The organism is Pseudomonas mediterranea CFBP 5447 (assembly GCF_000774145.1).
GTDB lineage: Bacteria > Pseudomonadota > Gammaproteobacteria > Pseudomonadales > Pseudomonadaceae > Aquipseudomonas > Aquipseudomonas mediterranea.
The window spans coordinates 428,018-440,375 of sequence record NZ_KN322983.1 but is presented as its reverse complement, the minus strand read 5'-3'; the positions used below and the strand labels follow the sequence as shown (position 1 = coordinate 440,375).

Annotated in this window: 19 protein-coding genes and 1 pseudogene; 8 read left to right on the top strand and 12 right to left on the bottom strand. The window is 55.9% G+C overall.

Annotated elements, in window-relative coordinates; translation table 11 throughout:
- Nucleotides 1–24 precede the first annotated feature (24 nt).
- A complete protein-coding gene (locus N005_RS07515; RefSeq protein ID WP_047700608.1) occupies nt 25–525 on the bottom strand; it encodes an anti-virulence regulator CigR family protein in 501 nt (166 codons plus the stop codon).
- A 280-nt stretch (nt 526–805) separates the two neighbouring features.
- On the opposite strand from N005_RS07515, the gene N005_RS07510 reads away from it, so the two are divergent.
- A complete protein-coding gene (locus N005_RS07510; RefSeq protein WP_047700607.1) occupies nt 806–1,018 on the top strand; it encodes a hypothetical protein in 213 nt (70 codons plus the stop codon).
- 188 nt (nt 1,019–1,206) lie between these two features.
- Entirely contained in the window at nt 1,207–2,517 is a 1,311-nt protein-coding gene (locus tag N005_RS07505; protein WP_047700606.1) for an NHL repeat-containing protein, read from the top strand.
- Nucleotides 2,518–2,600: 83 nt separating this feature from the next.
- On the opposite strand, the gene N005_RS07500 is transcribed toward N005_RS07505, so the two are convergent.
- Together N005_RS07500 and N005_RS07495 are read right to left on the bottom strand one after the other, a co-directional pair.
- Nucleotides 2,601–2,909 carry an AzlD family protein gene (locus N005_RS07500; protein ID WP_047700605.1) on the bottom strand — a complete coding sequence of 103 codons (309 nt, stop codon included), beginning with the start codon at nt 2,907–2,909 and terminating at the stop codon, nt 2,601–2,603.
- On the bottom strand, nt 2,906–3,616 hold the full coding sequence (locus N005_RS07495) for an AzlC family ABC transporter permease (RefSeq protein ID WP_047700604.1): 711 nt from the start codon (nt 3,614–3,616) through the stop codon (nt 2,906–2,908). The genes N005_RS07500 and N005_RS07495 overlap by 4 nt, the downstream gene beginning before the upstream one ends.
- Before the next feature lie 209 nt (nt 3,617–3,825).
- Between N005_RS07495 and N005_RS07490 the strand changes: the two genes are divergently transcribed.
- A complete protein-coding gene (locus N005_RS07490; protein WP_047700603.1) occupies nt 3,826–4,266 on the top strand; it encodes an HD domain-containing protein in 441 nt (146 codons plus the stop codon).
- Nucleotides 4,267–4,326: 60 nt separating this feature from the next.
- On the opposite strand, the gene N005_RS07485 is transcribed toward N005_RS07490, so the two are convergent.
- The 5 genes and pseudogenes from N005_RS07485 to N005_RS07470 form a co-directional block, all read right to left on the bottom strand.
- On the bottom strand, nt 4,327–4,854 hold the full coding sequence (locus tag N005_RS07485) for a hypothetical protein (RefSeq protein WP_047700602.1): 528 nt from the start codon (nt 4,852–4,854) through the stop codon (nt 4,327–4,329).
- A gap of 153 nt (nt 4,855–5,007) precedes the next feature.
- Entirely contained in the window at nt 5,008–5,352 is a 345-nt protein-coding gene (locus tag N005_RS07480; protein ID WP_047700601.1) for a hypothetical protein, read from the bottom strand.
- 11 nt (nt 5,353–5,363) lie between these two features.
- Nucleotides 5,364–5,678, bottom strand: coding sequence for a YceK/YidQ family lipoprotein (locus N005_RS07475; RefSeq protein WP_236675597.1), 315 nt, complete (start codon nt 5,676–5,678; stop codon nt 5,364–5,366).
- A gap of 1 nt (nt 5,679) precedes the next feature.
- Nucleotides 5,680–5,805, bottom strand: a pseudogene (locus N005_RS28080) (cysteine hydrolase); the annotation flags it as partial.
- A 17-nt stretch (nt 5,806–5,822) separates the two neighbouring features.
- Entirely contained in the window at nt 5,823–6,278 is a 456-nt protein-coding gene (locus N005_RS07470) for a PACE efflux transporter (RefSeq protein WP_047700599.1), read from the bottom strand.
- Between the two features lie 106 nt (nt 6,279–6,384).
- Between N005_RS07470 and N005_RS07465 the strand changes: the two genes are divergently transcribed.
- On the top strand, nt 6,385–7,314 hold the full coding sequence (locus tag N005_RS07465; protein WP_052126364.1) for a LysR substrate-binding domain-containing protein: 930 nt from the start codon (nt 6,385–6,387) through the stop codon (nt 7,312–7,314).
- A gap of 68 nt (nt 7,315–7,382) precedes the next feature.
- Nucleotides 7,383–7,784, top strand: a complete 402-nt coding sequence (locus N005_RS07460) for a type II toxin-antitoxin system HicB family antitoxin (protein ID WP_047700598.1) — start codon at nt 7,383–7,385, stop codon at nt 7,782–7,784.
- Between the two features lie 160 nt (nt 7,785–7,944).
- Here N005_RS07460 and N005_RS28825 read toward each other — a convergent pair whose 3' ends face one another.
- Complete coding sequence (locus tag N005_RS28825) at nt 7,945–8,442, bottom strand: hypothetical protein (RefSeq protein WP_144402638.1); 498 nt, start codon at nt 8,440–8,442, stop codon at nt 7,945–7,947.
- A 302-nt stretch (nt 8,443–8,744) separates the two neighbouring features.
- Here N005_RS28825 and N005_RS07455 point away from each other — a divergent pair, with 302 nt between their 5' ends.
- Complete coding sequence (locus N005_RS07455; RefSeq protein WP_047700597.1) at nt 8,745–9,389, top strand: hypothetical protein; 645 nt, start codon at nt 8,745–8,747, stop codon at nt 9,387–9,389.
- 165 nt (nt 9,390–9,554) lie between these two features.
- Here N005_RS07455 and N005_RS07450 read toward each other — a convergent pair whose 3' ends face one another.
- Together N005_RS07450 and N005_RS07445 are read right to left on the bottom strand one after the other, a co-directional pair.
- Nucleotides 9,555–9,755: a hypothetical protein gene (locus N005_RS07450; protein WP_047700596.1), complete on the bottom strand. Its 201-nt coding sequence runs from the start codon at nt 9,753–9,755 to the stop codon at nt 9,555–9,557.
- 112 nt (nt 9,756–9,867) lie between these two features.
- Complete coding sequence (locus tag N005_RS07445; RefSeq protein WP_047700595.1) at nt 9,868–10,413, bottom strand: DUF4410 domain-containing protein; 546 nt, start codon at nt 10,411–10,413, stop codon at nt 9,868–9,870.
- Between the two features lie 664 nt (nt 10,414–11,077).
- Between N005_RS07445 and N005_RS07435 the strand changes: the two genes are divergently transcribed.
- Nucleotides 11,078–11,284 (top strand): hypothetical protein, encoded by a 207-nt coding sequence (locus tag N005_RS07435; protein WP_047700593.1) that lies wholly within the window; start codon nt 11,078–11,080, stop codon nt 11,282–11,284.
- Nucleotides 11,285–11,287: 3 nt separating this feature from the next.
- The gene (locus N005_RS07430) at nt 11,288–11,575 is read left to right on the top strand and encodes a type II toxin-antitoxin system Phd/YefM family antitoxin (RefSeq protein ID WP_047700592.1); all 288 of its coding nucleotides are present in this window, start codon (nt 11,288–11,290) and stop codon (nt 11,573–11,575) included.
- Nucleotides 11,576–11,832: 257 nt separating this feature from the next.
- Here N005_RS07430 and N005_RS07425 read toward each other — a convergent pair whose 3' ends face one another.
- Nucleotides 11,833–12,105 (bottom strand): hypothetical protein, encoded by a 273-nt coding sequence (locus tag N005_RS07425; protein WP_047700591.1) that lies wholly within the window; start codon nt 12,103–12,105, stop codon nt 11,833–11,835.
- Nucleotides 12,106–12,358: the final 253 nt, after the last annotated feature.

Here is a 12,358-nt window from a genome sequence, read left to right as displayed (position 1 = left end):
TGCTACGCCTGATTCAACCGAGTCTCAATCGAACGCACCGTTCAGTACTTCGTAGATGATGCCCGTGGCTATCGCTACCAGGATCAGGTCAGTGCCGACCTGCCGCCACTCGTAGCCATCGTAGTGCGGCAAGCGTCCCAACAGGCGCCCGTCCAGCTTCTTGGCAATACCCGGCGGCATCGGTTTGCCCCGGGCGAGGTTCTTCTGGATACCCGGCGGCAGTGCCGGGCCGGGGCTCCAATAATCGCGATAACCGCCGATCACGCCGATGATACCGCCCCGGTCGATGCTCGGGCCGTTGTGCCAATCGCCACCGCCACCGTGAGCGTTGCCCTTACCACCCTGGTTACCGTAGTTGCCTTGACCACCCTTGTTGCCTTGTCCTCCTTTGCCCTGCCCGTGACCCGGACCCTGGTCGAACTGAGCGTTTCCCTTGCCGTTCCCCGGATCCGCAACGACAATTTCAGGCCCCGCCACCAAGGCGAAGCAAGTCACCACTGCAATCAACGAGCGCGATTTGAGCATGATGGTTCTCACTAAAAAGGGAAGGTCCCTGCACATATGGACGCTTAGGGTGATATTAGTTCCACATCATGTCCCCGCTGCTGAGGTGATGACCGCCAGTTGAGACATGGTTGAACCGTCACTGGCGTGCGAATCTCCATTCATCGCCTGTAGGGCGCCTCCGATCTTGCCCGGCCACGTCTGGCTCAGGGTTTGCAGCAATCGCCCTAGCCAGCCAGGACGACGATATCCTGGCGCTGCGACAACCCAATCACGCTTGGTCAGCCACCGGAGATGTACCGTGTCAACTCTCAATGAAATCGCAGCGAACCACGCGAGAATGGCAAAGGCAAAGGCAAAGGAAGAAGAATTGATACGGCTGAGTGAGTTTCATGCGCAGGTGCTGGGCGATTTTGAACTGCCGTCTGTCGATGCGACGCAGGAGTCGTCTGTGTTCCTCATGGCTCCCGTTCTGGAGCATTCGTTCGTGGAAGGCATTGGCTGCACGATCTGATTTTTCACTCCGGTGTCGAGGGGATCTGAGAAGCACCTTCTGGAAACACGTGTACAGGATTTTATGAGCTGCATAAGTCCTTCCATCACCACTCATCAGATACATTGCGCGACCTGTCAACTCTGACAGTAGCCATGAATCGAATCGAGGCATGAAATGACGCCAGTACCCCAAATGGAGATACAGGCGTGGACACCGACAACAGTAAAACTACAAACGCAGCCTCACCCCGGGCAGGCGAACTTGATCCCGAATTCAATAACGGTCAGATCTTCATTCTTTCCGGAACAGACGCCAGCGACGTCGCAATCGGTCCGGGAAACAAGCTGTATATCGTGGGTGGCACTGCACTCAATCTCAGTAGTCAATACATAATTACTGCACTCAATCCTGATGGCACTCCCGATCAGACCTTCAATAACGGCGGCCCCGTCACAAATACATTCATACCCGATTCAACGAGCCTGGCGGAACAGGTTCACGTGTTACCGGATGGAAAAATCCTTATTCTGGGGAAGGTAGAATTACCCTCTTATGGTATCAATTTCGCACTGGCACGTTATCTGCCAAACGGCATGCTGGATCTTTCATTCGGAGTCAACGGTATCTCGGTTCCGCTCCATGAAGACTTCAACGATAACAGCATGAAGAGCTACGATTTTGCAGCCGACTCCCCTACGCCAAAATATCTTAAGTCCGGACAATCTTCGTTATTTTTGCATGGCGGACGCACCTACATTTCTGGATTTACTACGAGAGAGGGCAAAGCCCTGACACTGCTCATGTGTCTGGATGACTCCGGCAATCTCGTACAGGACTTCGGCAACAAGGGAGGAAGTATCATCGAGCATCCCAAGCCGTACCCCGATACCCATCATGTGAATGCACGAAGTATGCTGGTCACCGATCGCCATATCTATCTGGGAGGTCATATACAGTACAACCAAAAGAATTACATGGCATGGGTCAGAGTACATTTGAACGGACAGCTCGATTTGAGCTTTGGCGCAGGTGGCTTTGTCTTTGATGTCGGCGATAAAGGCAGAGGAACTTTCAACTCCATCGCATTCAGAAATGACCTCACGCTTGTCGGAGTCGGCAGCGGTAGGAGCGCCGCCACTCGGCGTACGACTCATGGAATGCTGGCAAGCATCGACAAGGAAGGCAACGCAGATCCGAATTTCAATTATGGCGAGCCCATCCTGAGTATCATGAATGATAGCTCTCGATGGTACGACTGTGTGGTTCAACCGGACGGGCGCATTGTGACCTGTGGCAGCTCCGGGAAAAATGAAGAGCTCCTGATCGTTGGCCGTTATCAGCCCGATGGGACGTTCGACGTCAGCTTCGGCAAAAACCATGGCTGGACCGAATATCCCATGAAAGACGAAATGTTTCTGTCTGCACTGACGGTACAGCAGGACCATGCCATCGTCGTAGTCGGTCGGTTTGCTGAGACCCGCCGGGTATTCCCTTTCGTATTGCGACTGAAAGGGTGAGGCATGGAGTAAAAAGTAGCGATTCCATGGGAAATCATGGAAAGCTCACGATCAGGGGCTTTCCACCCATGAAATCATAGGCATCAAAGGTGCCTCACCACAGCAGCTGCCAGTATGCCCGCCGCAATCGCCGGCAACGGTTTCTTCAGGACCAGCATGACAACTGCCGTGGTGAGCAACGCCAGGCGTGCGCCGTCATCCCCCTTGACCGCCATCGGTGCCAGGACCGCCACCAATACCGAGCCCGACATAGCGGTGATGAATTGCTGCACCCGATAGTTGATCGGTACGAACGACATCACGAAGACCCCGCCCCAGCGAGTCGCCAATGTCACCAGCGCCATGACCAGGATGATCACCAGCGTGCCGTACCCCGTCGTCGCGATATTCATTGTTTTTCCTCCATCCACAACGCGCCCAGCAGCCCGCCCGCCAAAGCCCCCACGACGACATGACTGTTGGCCGGTAAGTACCAGTAGGCCATCAATGAGGAGCAGGCTGCGACGGTCCAGATGATGAACATGCGCAAGTTCTTCTTGCCGCCGACCACCATCGCTAGCAGGAAACACCCCATCACCATGTCGAGCCCGAAACTGACGGGATTCTGGATAGCGCTGCCAAAATGCAGGCCCAGCCAACTGCCCAGGATCCAGGCGGCCCACAGCGCAATGCCGCCCCCGAACAACAACCCGAACCCCGGTTTGCCGCGGTTGAACGCTTGCATCGCCATGGCCCAGTTGGCGTCCGAGACCACCAGCATCACGCCGTAGCGCTTGGCCACCGGCAGCTCCCGCAGCCACGGGTAGAGCGTCGCGCCCATCAACAGGTGGCGGGCGTTGATGGCGAACACGGTGATGATCAACGGCACCACGGGCACCTGTTCGCCCCACAGATCCAGCGCGGCAAATTGTGAAGCGCCGGCAAATACCAGCGTACTCATGAGTACCGCCGATGTATCACTCAAGCCCGTTTGCGCTGCAGCCAGGCCGAACGCGACCCCGAACACGACGACGAACAGAGAGATCGGCATCAATAGCTTAAAGCCGTCGTAGATGTACTCGCGCTTCAACTCGTGCAGAGGGGGTTCAACGTGTGACAAGACAGCGCCTCGTTCAAGGATCGGCTTAAAGGAAGTCAGTATGCGAGCCGAAGGCGACTTCCGAAAAGCACATAATTCGAACAGGCCTTATTCGATAACCTCATGCATCAGTGACCCCGTTCATATCGAAGACGCTTGTCTGACGCTAAGATTGTCGCGCGGTCGATCAGTCCCCGCGTCGAGCATCCCTGGAGAACGAGTGAGGTGGCATGAGTACGCTTGAGAAAGCCATAGCGATTTCCGCCCGGGCTCACGAAGGGCAGACCGATAAAGGTGGCTCGCCTTACATCCTGCACCCGCTGAAGGTCATGTTGCGTCTGGCGCATCACGACGAACGTATCGTGGCGGTGCTGCATGACGTGGTCGAAGACACCCGCGTGACTCTGGCAGACCTGCGTAACGAGGGTTTCAGCGAGGCTGTTCTGGCCGCCATCGACTCCCTCACCAAGCGCGAAGGCGAGACCTATCAGGCCTTCATCGAACGGGCTGGCCGTGATCCCCTGGCGCGTCGGGTGAAGTTGGCCGACCTTGCGGAAAACAGTGATTTGTCACGGCTAGACAGGCCGAGCCAGAACGATCTGGAGCGGGTTGAAAAGTATCGCAAGGCCGCTGAGTACCTGTCGGCTTTGACCGGAGATGCGAAGGGATAGCAAGGAACAGAAGCCAAGAAAGCCCTGGCTTATGTGCCAGGGCCTTGTGCACGAGTTACATCACGCCTGCGTGAACGTACCGACGCCGCTACCGGAGAACTCTCCGTCGAAATCAGGTGGAGACTGCTGGGGATTGACCAGCACGGCCTGCAAGCGGGTCCCTTCGAAGATGTACACCTTGATTGAGCCAGCGCTTATCGACAGCTGTAGTGTCAGCTGGACCCCGATGAGATTTACGGCCTCAGGCGCCATACCCAACAGGTACAGATCGGAGGTATTCAAATGGGTGCCCGTGCCGGTCGCCTGGCCGGAAAATCGCACCCGGATGCCTTGCTGGGGAGCATCTGGGCCAATCATGGCGGACAAAGCCGTGATCTGAATCGTTTCGGCGTGGGACCCGTCAACGCTGTCGCTACTTTCGAAGCGGAAGTAGCCACAAATGCCCTGCCGGGATCCGCCCCCTGCCAGGGACTTGGGATGCACGTTCTGATCTTGCAGCCGTTTGACTTCTACGTCATAAGCCGCTTGAGACTGTTTTTTTAGCGCGTCGACTTGGTCAGGTGCGATGTCTTGAAGAGACAGATTCATAGCTAAAATCCCTTTTGAGATACCTGGAGACAATCCGCCTCTCTCGGTCGGCGCCTTCCAGGCGCGGTTTCTATAATGCTACGCAATGCTCGACTTGGAGCCGCTCCTTTAAATCATAAACAGGAAGCGCCTACAACTTTTATGCGGCGCCCCTCACAACAACGGACAAGTTCCAATGACGCCATAGTCCGGGCTGGAAGAGATGATTTCCACAGCCCAGCCATGGGCAAAGACCAACTCGTTCTGTTCAACGAGGGCGAGGATCTCCGGGCAGAGTTTGTTGGCGTCTTCTGAAGAACCGTCTATGACGATATTGACCGTGCGATGCTCTACCGAGAACTCGGAAGCCTGGGTCAAGGCATCCGTGCCATCCAGCAGCTTGCAGAGCAACGATGCGCTCTCTTCGGACTCATCTCCCCCACTGCTGTAGGCCGGTTGAACAATCATGGCCATCAGCAGAAAAAACGCACCCGCTATAAACCTGTTTCTCACAGCCACGCTTCCTCCGGCTACTTATGCGCAGGTTCGGTATTGAACGCGGTATACGGCAGGAACAATGTATCGGCAACCAGGCTGAACGGCAGGTCAATGAGCGCCACCGGTAACAACACACGGAGCACACCAGCGTTTTCCTCCGTGGCGCCCTTGATCACCTCGATATCCGTGGAAGATCCGCAATAGGGATGAGCGCCACAACGCGGGTGGTCGTCAAAGGTTTCGGCAAGCGTCGAACATCCCGTCAGGAGCATGACGGTGATCGCGCTCAGAAAAAACTTCATATGGAGCACTCCAAAAATATCGCGGGCGTTGGGCAACAAGCCCAAGTTACCGGAAGTCCTGCTCCTCTGCCGGAACCAGTTGGCAGAACGGCCCATCCAGCGTCGCGTTGTGGTGAGCCACACTGTCTTCAGCGCTCATCACAGGTGAGTCCGAGGTGGTATGACCGTCGGCCCGGGGTCCATTCAGGCTCAGGGAGTATTGGCACTGGAGGCAGCATCCTGATCGGGCTGCGCCGAAAGCGGCACATCGAACACTCGATCGAATACCCATTGAAAAACCAACGAGTAAAAAAAGAAAAACACAAACAGCCCCAGGTTGGTGATCAGTGCCAGCCAAAGACTGATGCCTAGCCACGCCCCAATCACCGGAGTCAGAATCAACGTCAATCCCCCCTCGAATCCCAAGGAATGAAGCAAGCGTCGACGCCAACTGCGGTGACGGCGGTACTGGCGGCGCTCCCACCACTCGAACAGGCCATTGAAAAGCATGTTCCAGGCCAGCGCCACGGCAGAAATCACCAATGACAGTTGGGTCGAATAGACCAAACCTTGATCGTAGGTCAGCGCCAGGGCCGGCGCCACGAACAGCACGCCGCCAGCCTCATAGAGGATCGCCTGGAGAATCTTGCGGGGGGTGCCTTGCATCGTGGCTCTCTCGATTGGGGTGAGGAGACCACAGCCTGGCGAGTTGAGCGCCCACGCACAATTGAGCTAAATTGAGCCACGCTCAACCTGAGTAACCCACCCTCCCATGTTCGCCAAACTGCCCCTCACCGCCCTGCGCGGCTTTGAGTCTGCCGCAAGGCTAGGCAGCTTCAAGGCAGCGGCCCAGGAACTGAACATCAGCCCGGCGGCGATCTCCCATCAAGTCAAAAGCCTCGAGGCCTTTCTTGGGATGCAACTGTTCGAACGTTCCAGCCAGAACGTGCGCCTGAGCGCCGACGGCGAACGCCTTCAACCACACATCCACCGGGCCCTGCTGGATATCCAACACGGCCTGCAGATGCTGTCGCCACCGTGTGCTGCGCAGTCGCTGGTGGTGAGCACCACGCCGGCATTCGCCAGCCTGTGGTTGATACCCCGGCTTGGGGATTTTCATCGGTTGCACCCGGATATCGACGTCAGCCTGCACAGCAGCAACGAGGTAGTGGACCTCCAGCGTGACGCAAGCATCGACCTGGCGATCCGCGCCTTGTTCACCCCTGACCCACAGCTGATCGAACAGCCTTTATTGGATGAGCACTTCGGCGTCTATTGCCGCCCCGACTGGCAACCGCCCTTAGAGAACTCACCTGTCGAGCTGATCGACGTACCGTGGTTGAGCCATTCAAGCGTCGCGGTCGACTGGCCAGCCTGGTGCGCCGCGGCAGGCACCCTGAGCTGGCTGGATAACGCGCGCTTTCGGCGTTACGACGAGGAACAACATGCGCTGCAGGCAGCCATTGCCGGGCATGGACTGGTGCTCGCCAGTAACGTGTTGGTTGCTGACGCGGTTGCGCGAGGGCAACTGGTTGGCTATCGCCCTGAGGTGCGTCTGCCGGGGGCACGGTATAGCGTGGTGTGCGTGCCGGGGCGGGAGCGGCAGGCGGCGGTGCGGGTTTTTAATGAGTGGCTACTGAAACAGACATCTACCAAGCAAGGAGATGGAGGTGCAGAGCAGACCTACCAATCGGAACTGTAAGGGCGATCAAGAAACTGGCCGGGTTGATGTAGCCGGCTTGACCCTCTGCACCTCCTGAGGAGATACCTATGCAATATCCAATCTGCATCGAATGGGGCGACGAGAAAACCGCCATCGGCATTCAGATCCCAGACATTCCTGGCGCGATCACCGCTGGCGACACGTTCGAGGAGGCTTACAGTGCCGCCGTCGAAATCGCCAACATTATGCTAGAGGAGATCGCGTCAAGCGGCAAAGCGATCCCAATGCCGTCTACCACAGCTCATCACCGGAGCAATCCAGAGTTTGCTGATATGGGCTGGAGCATGCTGGAAGTGGACATCACGCCTTACCTGGGCAAAACCGAGAAGGTCAACGTGCCCCTGCCAGGCTTTGTTGTACAACAGATCGACCGCTTCGTCCGGGAACACAACATCAAGAGTCGTTCATCCTTCCTGGCTGATGCAGCCATGGAAAAACTTGGTCGTTAAACCACGGCTTAAAAATTTGCGACAGGCCACGATTCTAATTCATCTATGTTCGGCCCTCTCATAATCATGGTCTGTTCCCGTCTCCCATTTGGCGCATTCAATAACGTGGCGCGGATTGATGCTCGGCGTAAACGACAGCATTTTTTTATCGGCGGAGGCATCAGTCGGCATTAGGCAGCGCTTTTCCTCCAGGCGCAGACACAGCAGTAGGATGGGGAATATAAATCGCAGAAACCAGAGGTGCGTTCTTCAGGCATACCCAACCGCTTTCTCCAGCATCTCCAGCGATGAGATAACTCGTATTGATTTCCACCAGGAGCCAACCACCGCGCCGTGCCCATTTTGCGGAGTTAGCCGCAACAGAAGTGAACTCCGGCAATTTCACCTGGGGTATCCCTGGCTGAGAGCCACCCACCTGACTGATCATTTGTTGCAGTGTCGGTGCCCCACACGCCGCATTGGCCGGCTCCCCTCCCGCGCTCTTGGAAGTGACCGCAGCCCCGCAACCTGCAGCACTCCCTCCTCGGACCAACGTCACATTGATGTGCCTACCGGTCCTTATCGCGTTCGCAATCACATCGGTTTTCGTGACGACGCCATTGAGAGCGCTGACAATTCCGCTTTCATCTTTTGGAGCGAGTGTGCTGCTGGAAGCCATGTCTATTCTCCTCGTCCCTGAAGGCGCCCGATGAATATCCGGGCAGAAACGCTGAGTATAGATAGATATGAAGTATTCCCAAGGTGAGCTACGACGGGGACGTGCTACAGCGAACGAGCCCACCTGATCACGACCTGTGCACTGTTGGACGCGAAGGGATTGGGTGAGACAAAAGCTGCTTGTCCCCAGCGAGCCAATGAGCCACCATCCATCCCGCCACTCCTGCGCGTATAGGAGTGCACGAAAATCCCGGCCATCGTGTCGGTTTTTTTTTGAGTTATCGAGCACATAAGGACATGGTCATGCGGGTCGTCACTTTCGTCATTTTTTTTGCTGGAGCACTTGCCGGTTGCTCTGGAATACCTTCAGTTCCCTACGAAGAACCTGCTCAATCCGACAGCTTGGCCCGCGTTCGGGTCATCACGAACTCCAGCGTGTATGGAGATAGCATCATTGGCAGTTGTGCTCCCGCCACCCGTCACAAGATGGCTGAAGCTGGACGTTTCGGGCGGGACGGGACGGCGAGCATCAACTATCCGCAGTACCCTCTGAAGACGGCGAACATTGGCATGCCGCAACGCGTTATGCCCACTCTTATCGAGTACATCCCTGCCATTCGGATGGCCGAAGGGGCGTACAAAGAGATCGTGACCGAGTATCGCGTCAGGGCTGATGCGCCCTTCCAGATTGCAACCCTGGGCGCAACCATTGGTGGCTATGGCAGCACTTACTCGTCCTGCGGCGGCCAGGCACTGGTTTACAAGCTGGAACCAGGGAAAGACTATGAAGCTTTGGCAGGCGTGGCTAGCAGCCCCAACAAAGATGGCGGGCAAACGCTGATGTGCATCCTCGGGGTTTTCGAACTCGCCTCTTTCCCTGGCACTTCAATTGTCATTCCCAAAAAGCTGACGCCTGCTGCGCCTCCGCAGGTAGCCTGCAAGAACTGACAAGCACAGTCGCTATCGAGCGGGTTTTGCCTCTATCAGAAATGAGAAAGCCCCGACTTGGATCGGGGCTTTTGCGTTGCGGCGAAAGCGAAAAAGGGAACGGATTTATTTTCCCGTAAGCAGGTAGACCCACTCAAAACAAAGCGTTACCGGCCTGCACCACCATCAATGAAGCACCCTGCGGCTCTCTCCAATTCTGATCCGGTCGAGGGCTCTGTTTAACGCATCCAAGGCGTCGATCAGCGCTTTCGCCTCAGCCTCCCGACCATCGCCCCAAAGGCGCTCGGCCATTTTGTTCAGTGCCTGGATAGAGCGCTCGATGTCAGCAGCAGTCACTGCTTTGCTTTCCTGATATTTCCTAGGCATTGATAAACCCTTCCTCAGGGCGTGCTTTCTTTCCGTTTTTCCAAAAGCTTCACAGCAAAAGACATGAGATCAACGCCCAATTCAAGCGTCGATACGCTAAGCAAGAATCGTCTTACTTGGCTTTCGCGCTCTTGATGTCGCTGATGATTTGCTGAGAAATAGCCTGGACCTGCTTTTGGGTCATGGCCGACATGACACCTTCCCAAGCAGACGAGGACGTGTCATAGGTCCGGGTGCCAATCAGGCGACCTGATTTCAAATCCAAGTAATCTGCGCGGGAGCTGACCCACGCATTGCCTACCATGACCCCGGCTCCGTAGCGCGCGCCTGGGGTCAGGTAACGGAAGTTGGTCACGTTGATCTTGATGCCGACACCGTCTTTGCCGTCGAGGCTTGTCGGCTGGGCTTCGGTAAGGTGGTAGCCCGCGCGAGTCGCTTCCACTTGCAGAGCGTCATTCCACTCTTGCTTCAAGCGAGACCAATCCTCGTTTTGTTCAACCTTGCTGTTTCCCTGGAAGTTGACGACCAGGTTCTGCTTGGCTGTCTCCTGGATAACCAATGTTTCAGTTCCGCCGCTTTTCACAGAGGCAGCGCATCCGCTCAACATCAAGACGGCAACAGCGCAGGACAGCGCAACCGAGAGTTTGGTTTTGTTCATTGATGTCCATATCCACAGAATGGTTGAGAGAGGTTAGGTATTCCCGCGGGGCCAGATGAGCGCACACGTTGAATGCGCAGAATTTAGCATCATTACTTTGCCACTACGAGCCGGGGGCATTATGAAACGGGGACAGCACCACGACGCTCATTTCCCCCCGCTCTAATCCATTGACGAGGTTGCCGGCGGAACCCAATAAGCTTCTCTCACCTCGTCCAACGCCTGCCAGGGTTGGGTGGCGAATCTCGCATTCAGACAGGTCGACTCATGAATGAACGCCTGCTCTTTATCGTTCTCGGACTGCTCGGCGCCACAGCTTTTGCATTTCACGACCTGGCTGCGCAGAGCCCAACTTTCATGCCATGAAATCAGCTTTTCGAGGGGGGTCACTTTCCTACATCCTATTACAAAACCTGTACAAAAATATAAATGATGTACAGGTTATTGGCTAGCCAGTCGCGCCAACACGACTGATCCTCGGGAGCCTTACAGGGTTTAGCCCCATCATCTTCAAACGCCTTTATCTCGAGCGTGCCAGCGGCCGCCAGAAGAAACCGAGCATGGCCAGTCCTGACCTGATAGCGTTGCGGGCAAGGGTCATGGATGGGTGCGGCGAATGGGCAAAACCAGGGGTTCCAATGTCAGGCCGGAATAAGGAACGTTAATGCCGTACAACTACACGAACGGCCGCTATCTGGTCTTCAAAGGCCATGGCAGCGATGGGGCCCCCTTGGGTCGGATTCACCAGGACGGAAAAGTTCGAAACTACTTGGGTGAGCCGCTGTACTACGTCGACATTGACGAACGTGCGTTCATTTCAGTCGATTTTATCTTTCAAGGGATATACAAAAATATCGCTATAGGAGTCTGATCCATGCAAAACATTCTGGCCGATGGGGCCGTTAGCATATCCGAGCTCAAGAAAAACCCCTCCTCCGTCTTAAACGGTGCCAACGGCTTGCCCGTGGCCGTACTGAACCACAACCGAGTTATGGGTTATATGGTCCCGGCGAACGTCTACGAAGCGATGGTCGAGCGCCTGGACGAACTGGAAGTCGTCCAACTGGTCAAGGCACGGCTCGACGCCAACGAAACGCCTGTTCGAGTATCTCTCGATGATCTCATTGGCGAGGCCGAAGCAGATATCGCCCACGGCCGTTGAATACGGAGTCGAGTGGATCCGAAGGCGCTGAAGAACTGCGAAAACTAGACGGCGCCATCCGCCGCCAGTTCTAGTGAAAGCTCCAGGAGGAAACTGGGGACAGACCACGATTTGAGTTCACTTGTAATCGACCCGTCTCATTATCGTGGTCTGTCCTCCGTTCACTGCAAAAAATCGGTGGATTACGACCATCAGGTAGGACCGTCATTCAACCGACCCAAACCTCATGAAATGGGCGACTCAAGTCGCCCATTCTTCTAACCAGTCGCCTGCGCCCTCAACCGCCTACCGATCACATCCATCACGTCACACCCGTCGCGTAGCGACGTCGTGAGGAGTTTGCAAAAGTCGGCGAGCACTAAGGCGTCCGAACTGATATCCGAGCGAAACGCAATATTTTCCAGAACCTGGGTAACGGTGCGAATGCGGTAATCGGCGGTTTCGAAAAGGACGTCGAGGGGGGCTTCGGTGTCGATGAGCAGCGTTGCAGGGATAAGGTCGATGCCAGTGATGGGCATGTATCGATTCATGGGTAGTACCTCAATTCAACGGAAAAGGTCTACTTCATTCCATCGAGTCGCCAAACCCGAGTCGCCACCGGGCGACGGAAGGACTATAGGATTCGTTCTGCTGGGACGGCAAGGTGAGGGTTTCCGAGGTTTGTGTAGGATTTTGCGATAAGGATCTGCGTGGTTCGTATTAGACGCGGGCGGGCTCCAGCGACAGTACGAAAGAGCTTGGGCTTACTGGCAATCAGTCCACCTAATAAGCATGCCGTTCCTT

Coding starts and splice junctions, on each gene's coding strand:
- N005_RS07485 (WP_047700602.1), bottom strand. CDS start 4,854: ATGAATCTGTCTCTTCAAGACATCGCACCTGACCAAGTCGACGCGCTA.
- N005_RS07500 (WP_047700605.1), bottom strand. CDS start 2,909: ATGAATATCGCGACGACGGGGTACGGCACGCTGGTGATCATCCTGGTC.
- N005_RS07430 (WP_047700592.1), top strand. CDS start 11,288: ATGCAAAACATTCTGGCCGATGGGGCCGTTAGCATATCCGAGCTCAAG.
- N005_RS07515 (WP_047700608.1), bottom strand. CDS start 525: ATGCTCAAATCGCGCTCGTTGATTGCAGTGGTGACTTGCTTCGCCTTG.
- N005_RS07465 (WP_052126364.1), top strand. CDS start 6,385: ATGTTCGCCAAACTGCCCCTCACCGCCCTGCGCGGCTTTGAGTCTGCC.
- N005_RS07460 (WP_047700598.1), top strand. CDS start 7,383: ATGCAATATCCAATCTGCATCGAATGGGGCGACGAGAAAACCGCCATC.
- N005_RS07435 (WP_047700593.1), top strand. CDS start 11,078: ATGCCGTACAACTACACGAACGGCCGCTATCTGGTCTTCAAAGGCCAT.
- N005_RS07455 (WP_047700597.1), top strand. CDS start 8,745: ATGCGGGTCGTCACTTTCGTCATTTTTTTTGCTGGAGCACTTGCCGGT.
- N005_RS28825 (WP_144402638.1), bottom strand. CDS start 8,442: ATGGCTTCCAGCAGCACACTCGCTCCAAAAGATGAAAGCGGAATTGTC.
- N005_RS07470 (WP_047700599.1), bottom strand. CDS start 6,278: ATGCAAGGCACCCCCCGCAAGATTCTCCAGGCGATCCTCTATGAGGCT.
- N005_RS07450 (WP_047700596.1), bottom strand. CDS start 9,755: ATGCCTAGGAAATATCAGGAAAGCAAAGCAGTGACTGCTGCTGACATC.
- N005_RS07445 (WP_047700595.1), bottom strand. CDS start 10,413: ATGAACAAAACCAAACTCTCGGTTGCGCTGTCCTGCGCTGTTGCCGTC.
- N005_RS07490 (WP_047700603.1), top strand. CDS start 3,826: ATGAGTACGCTTGAGAAAGCCATAGCGATTTCCGCCCGGGCTCACGAA.
- N005_RS07425 (WP_047700591.1), bottom strand. CDS start 12,105: ATGAATCGATACATGCCCATCACTGGCATCGACCTTATCCCTGCAACG.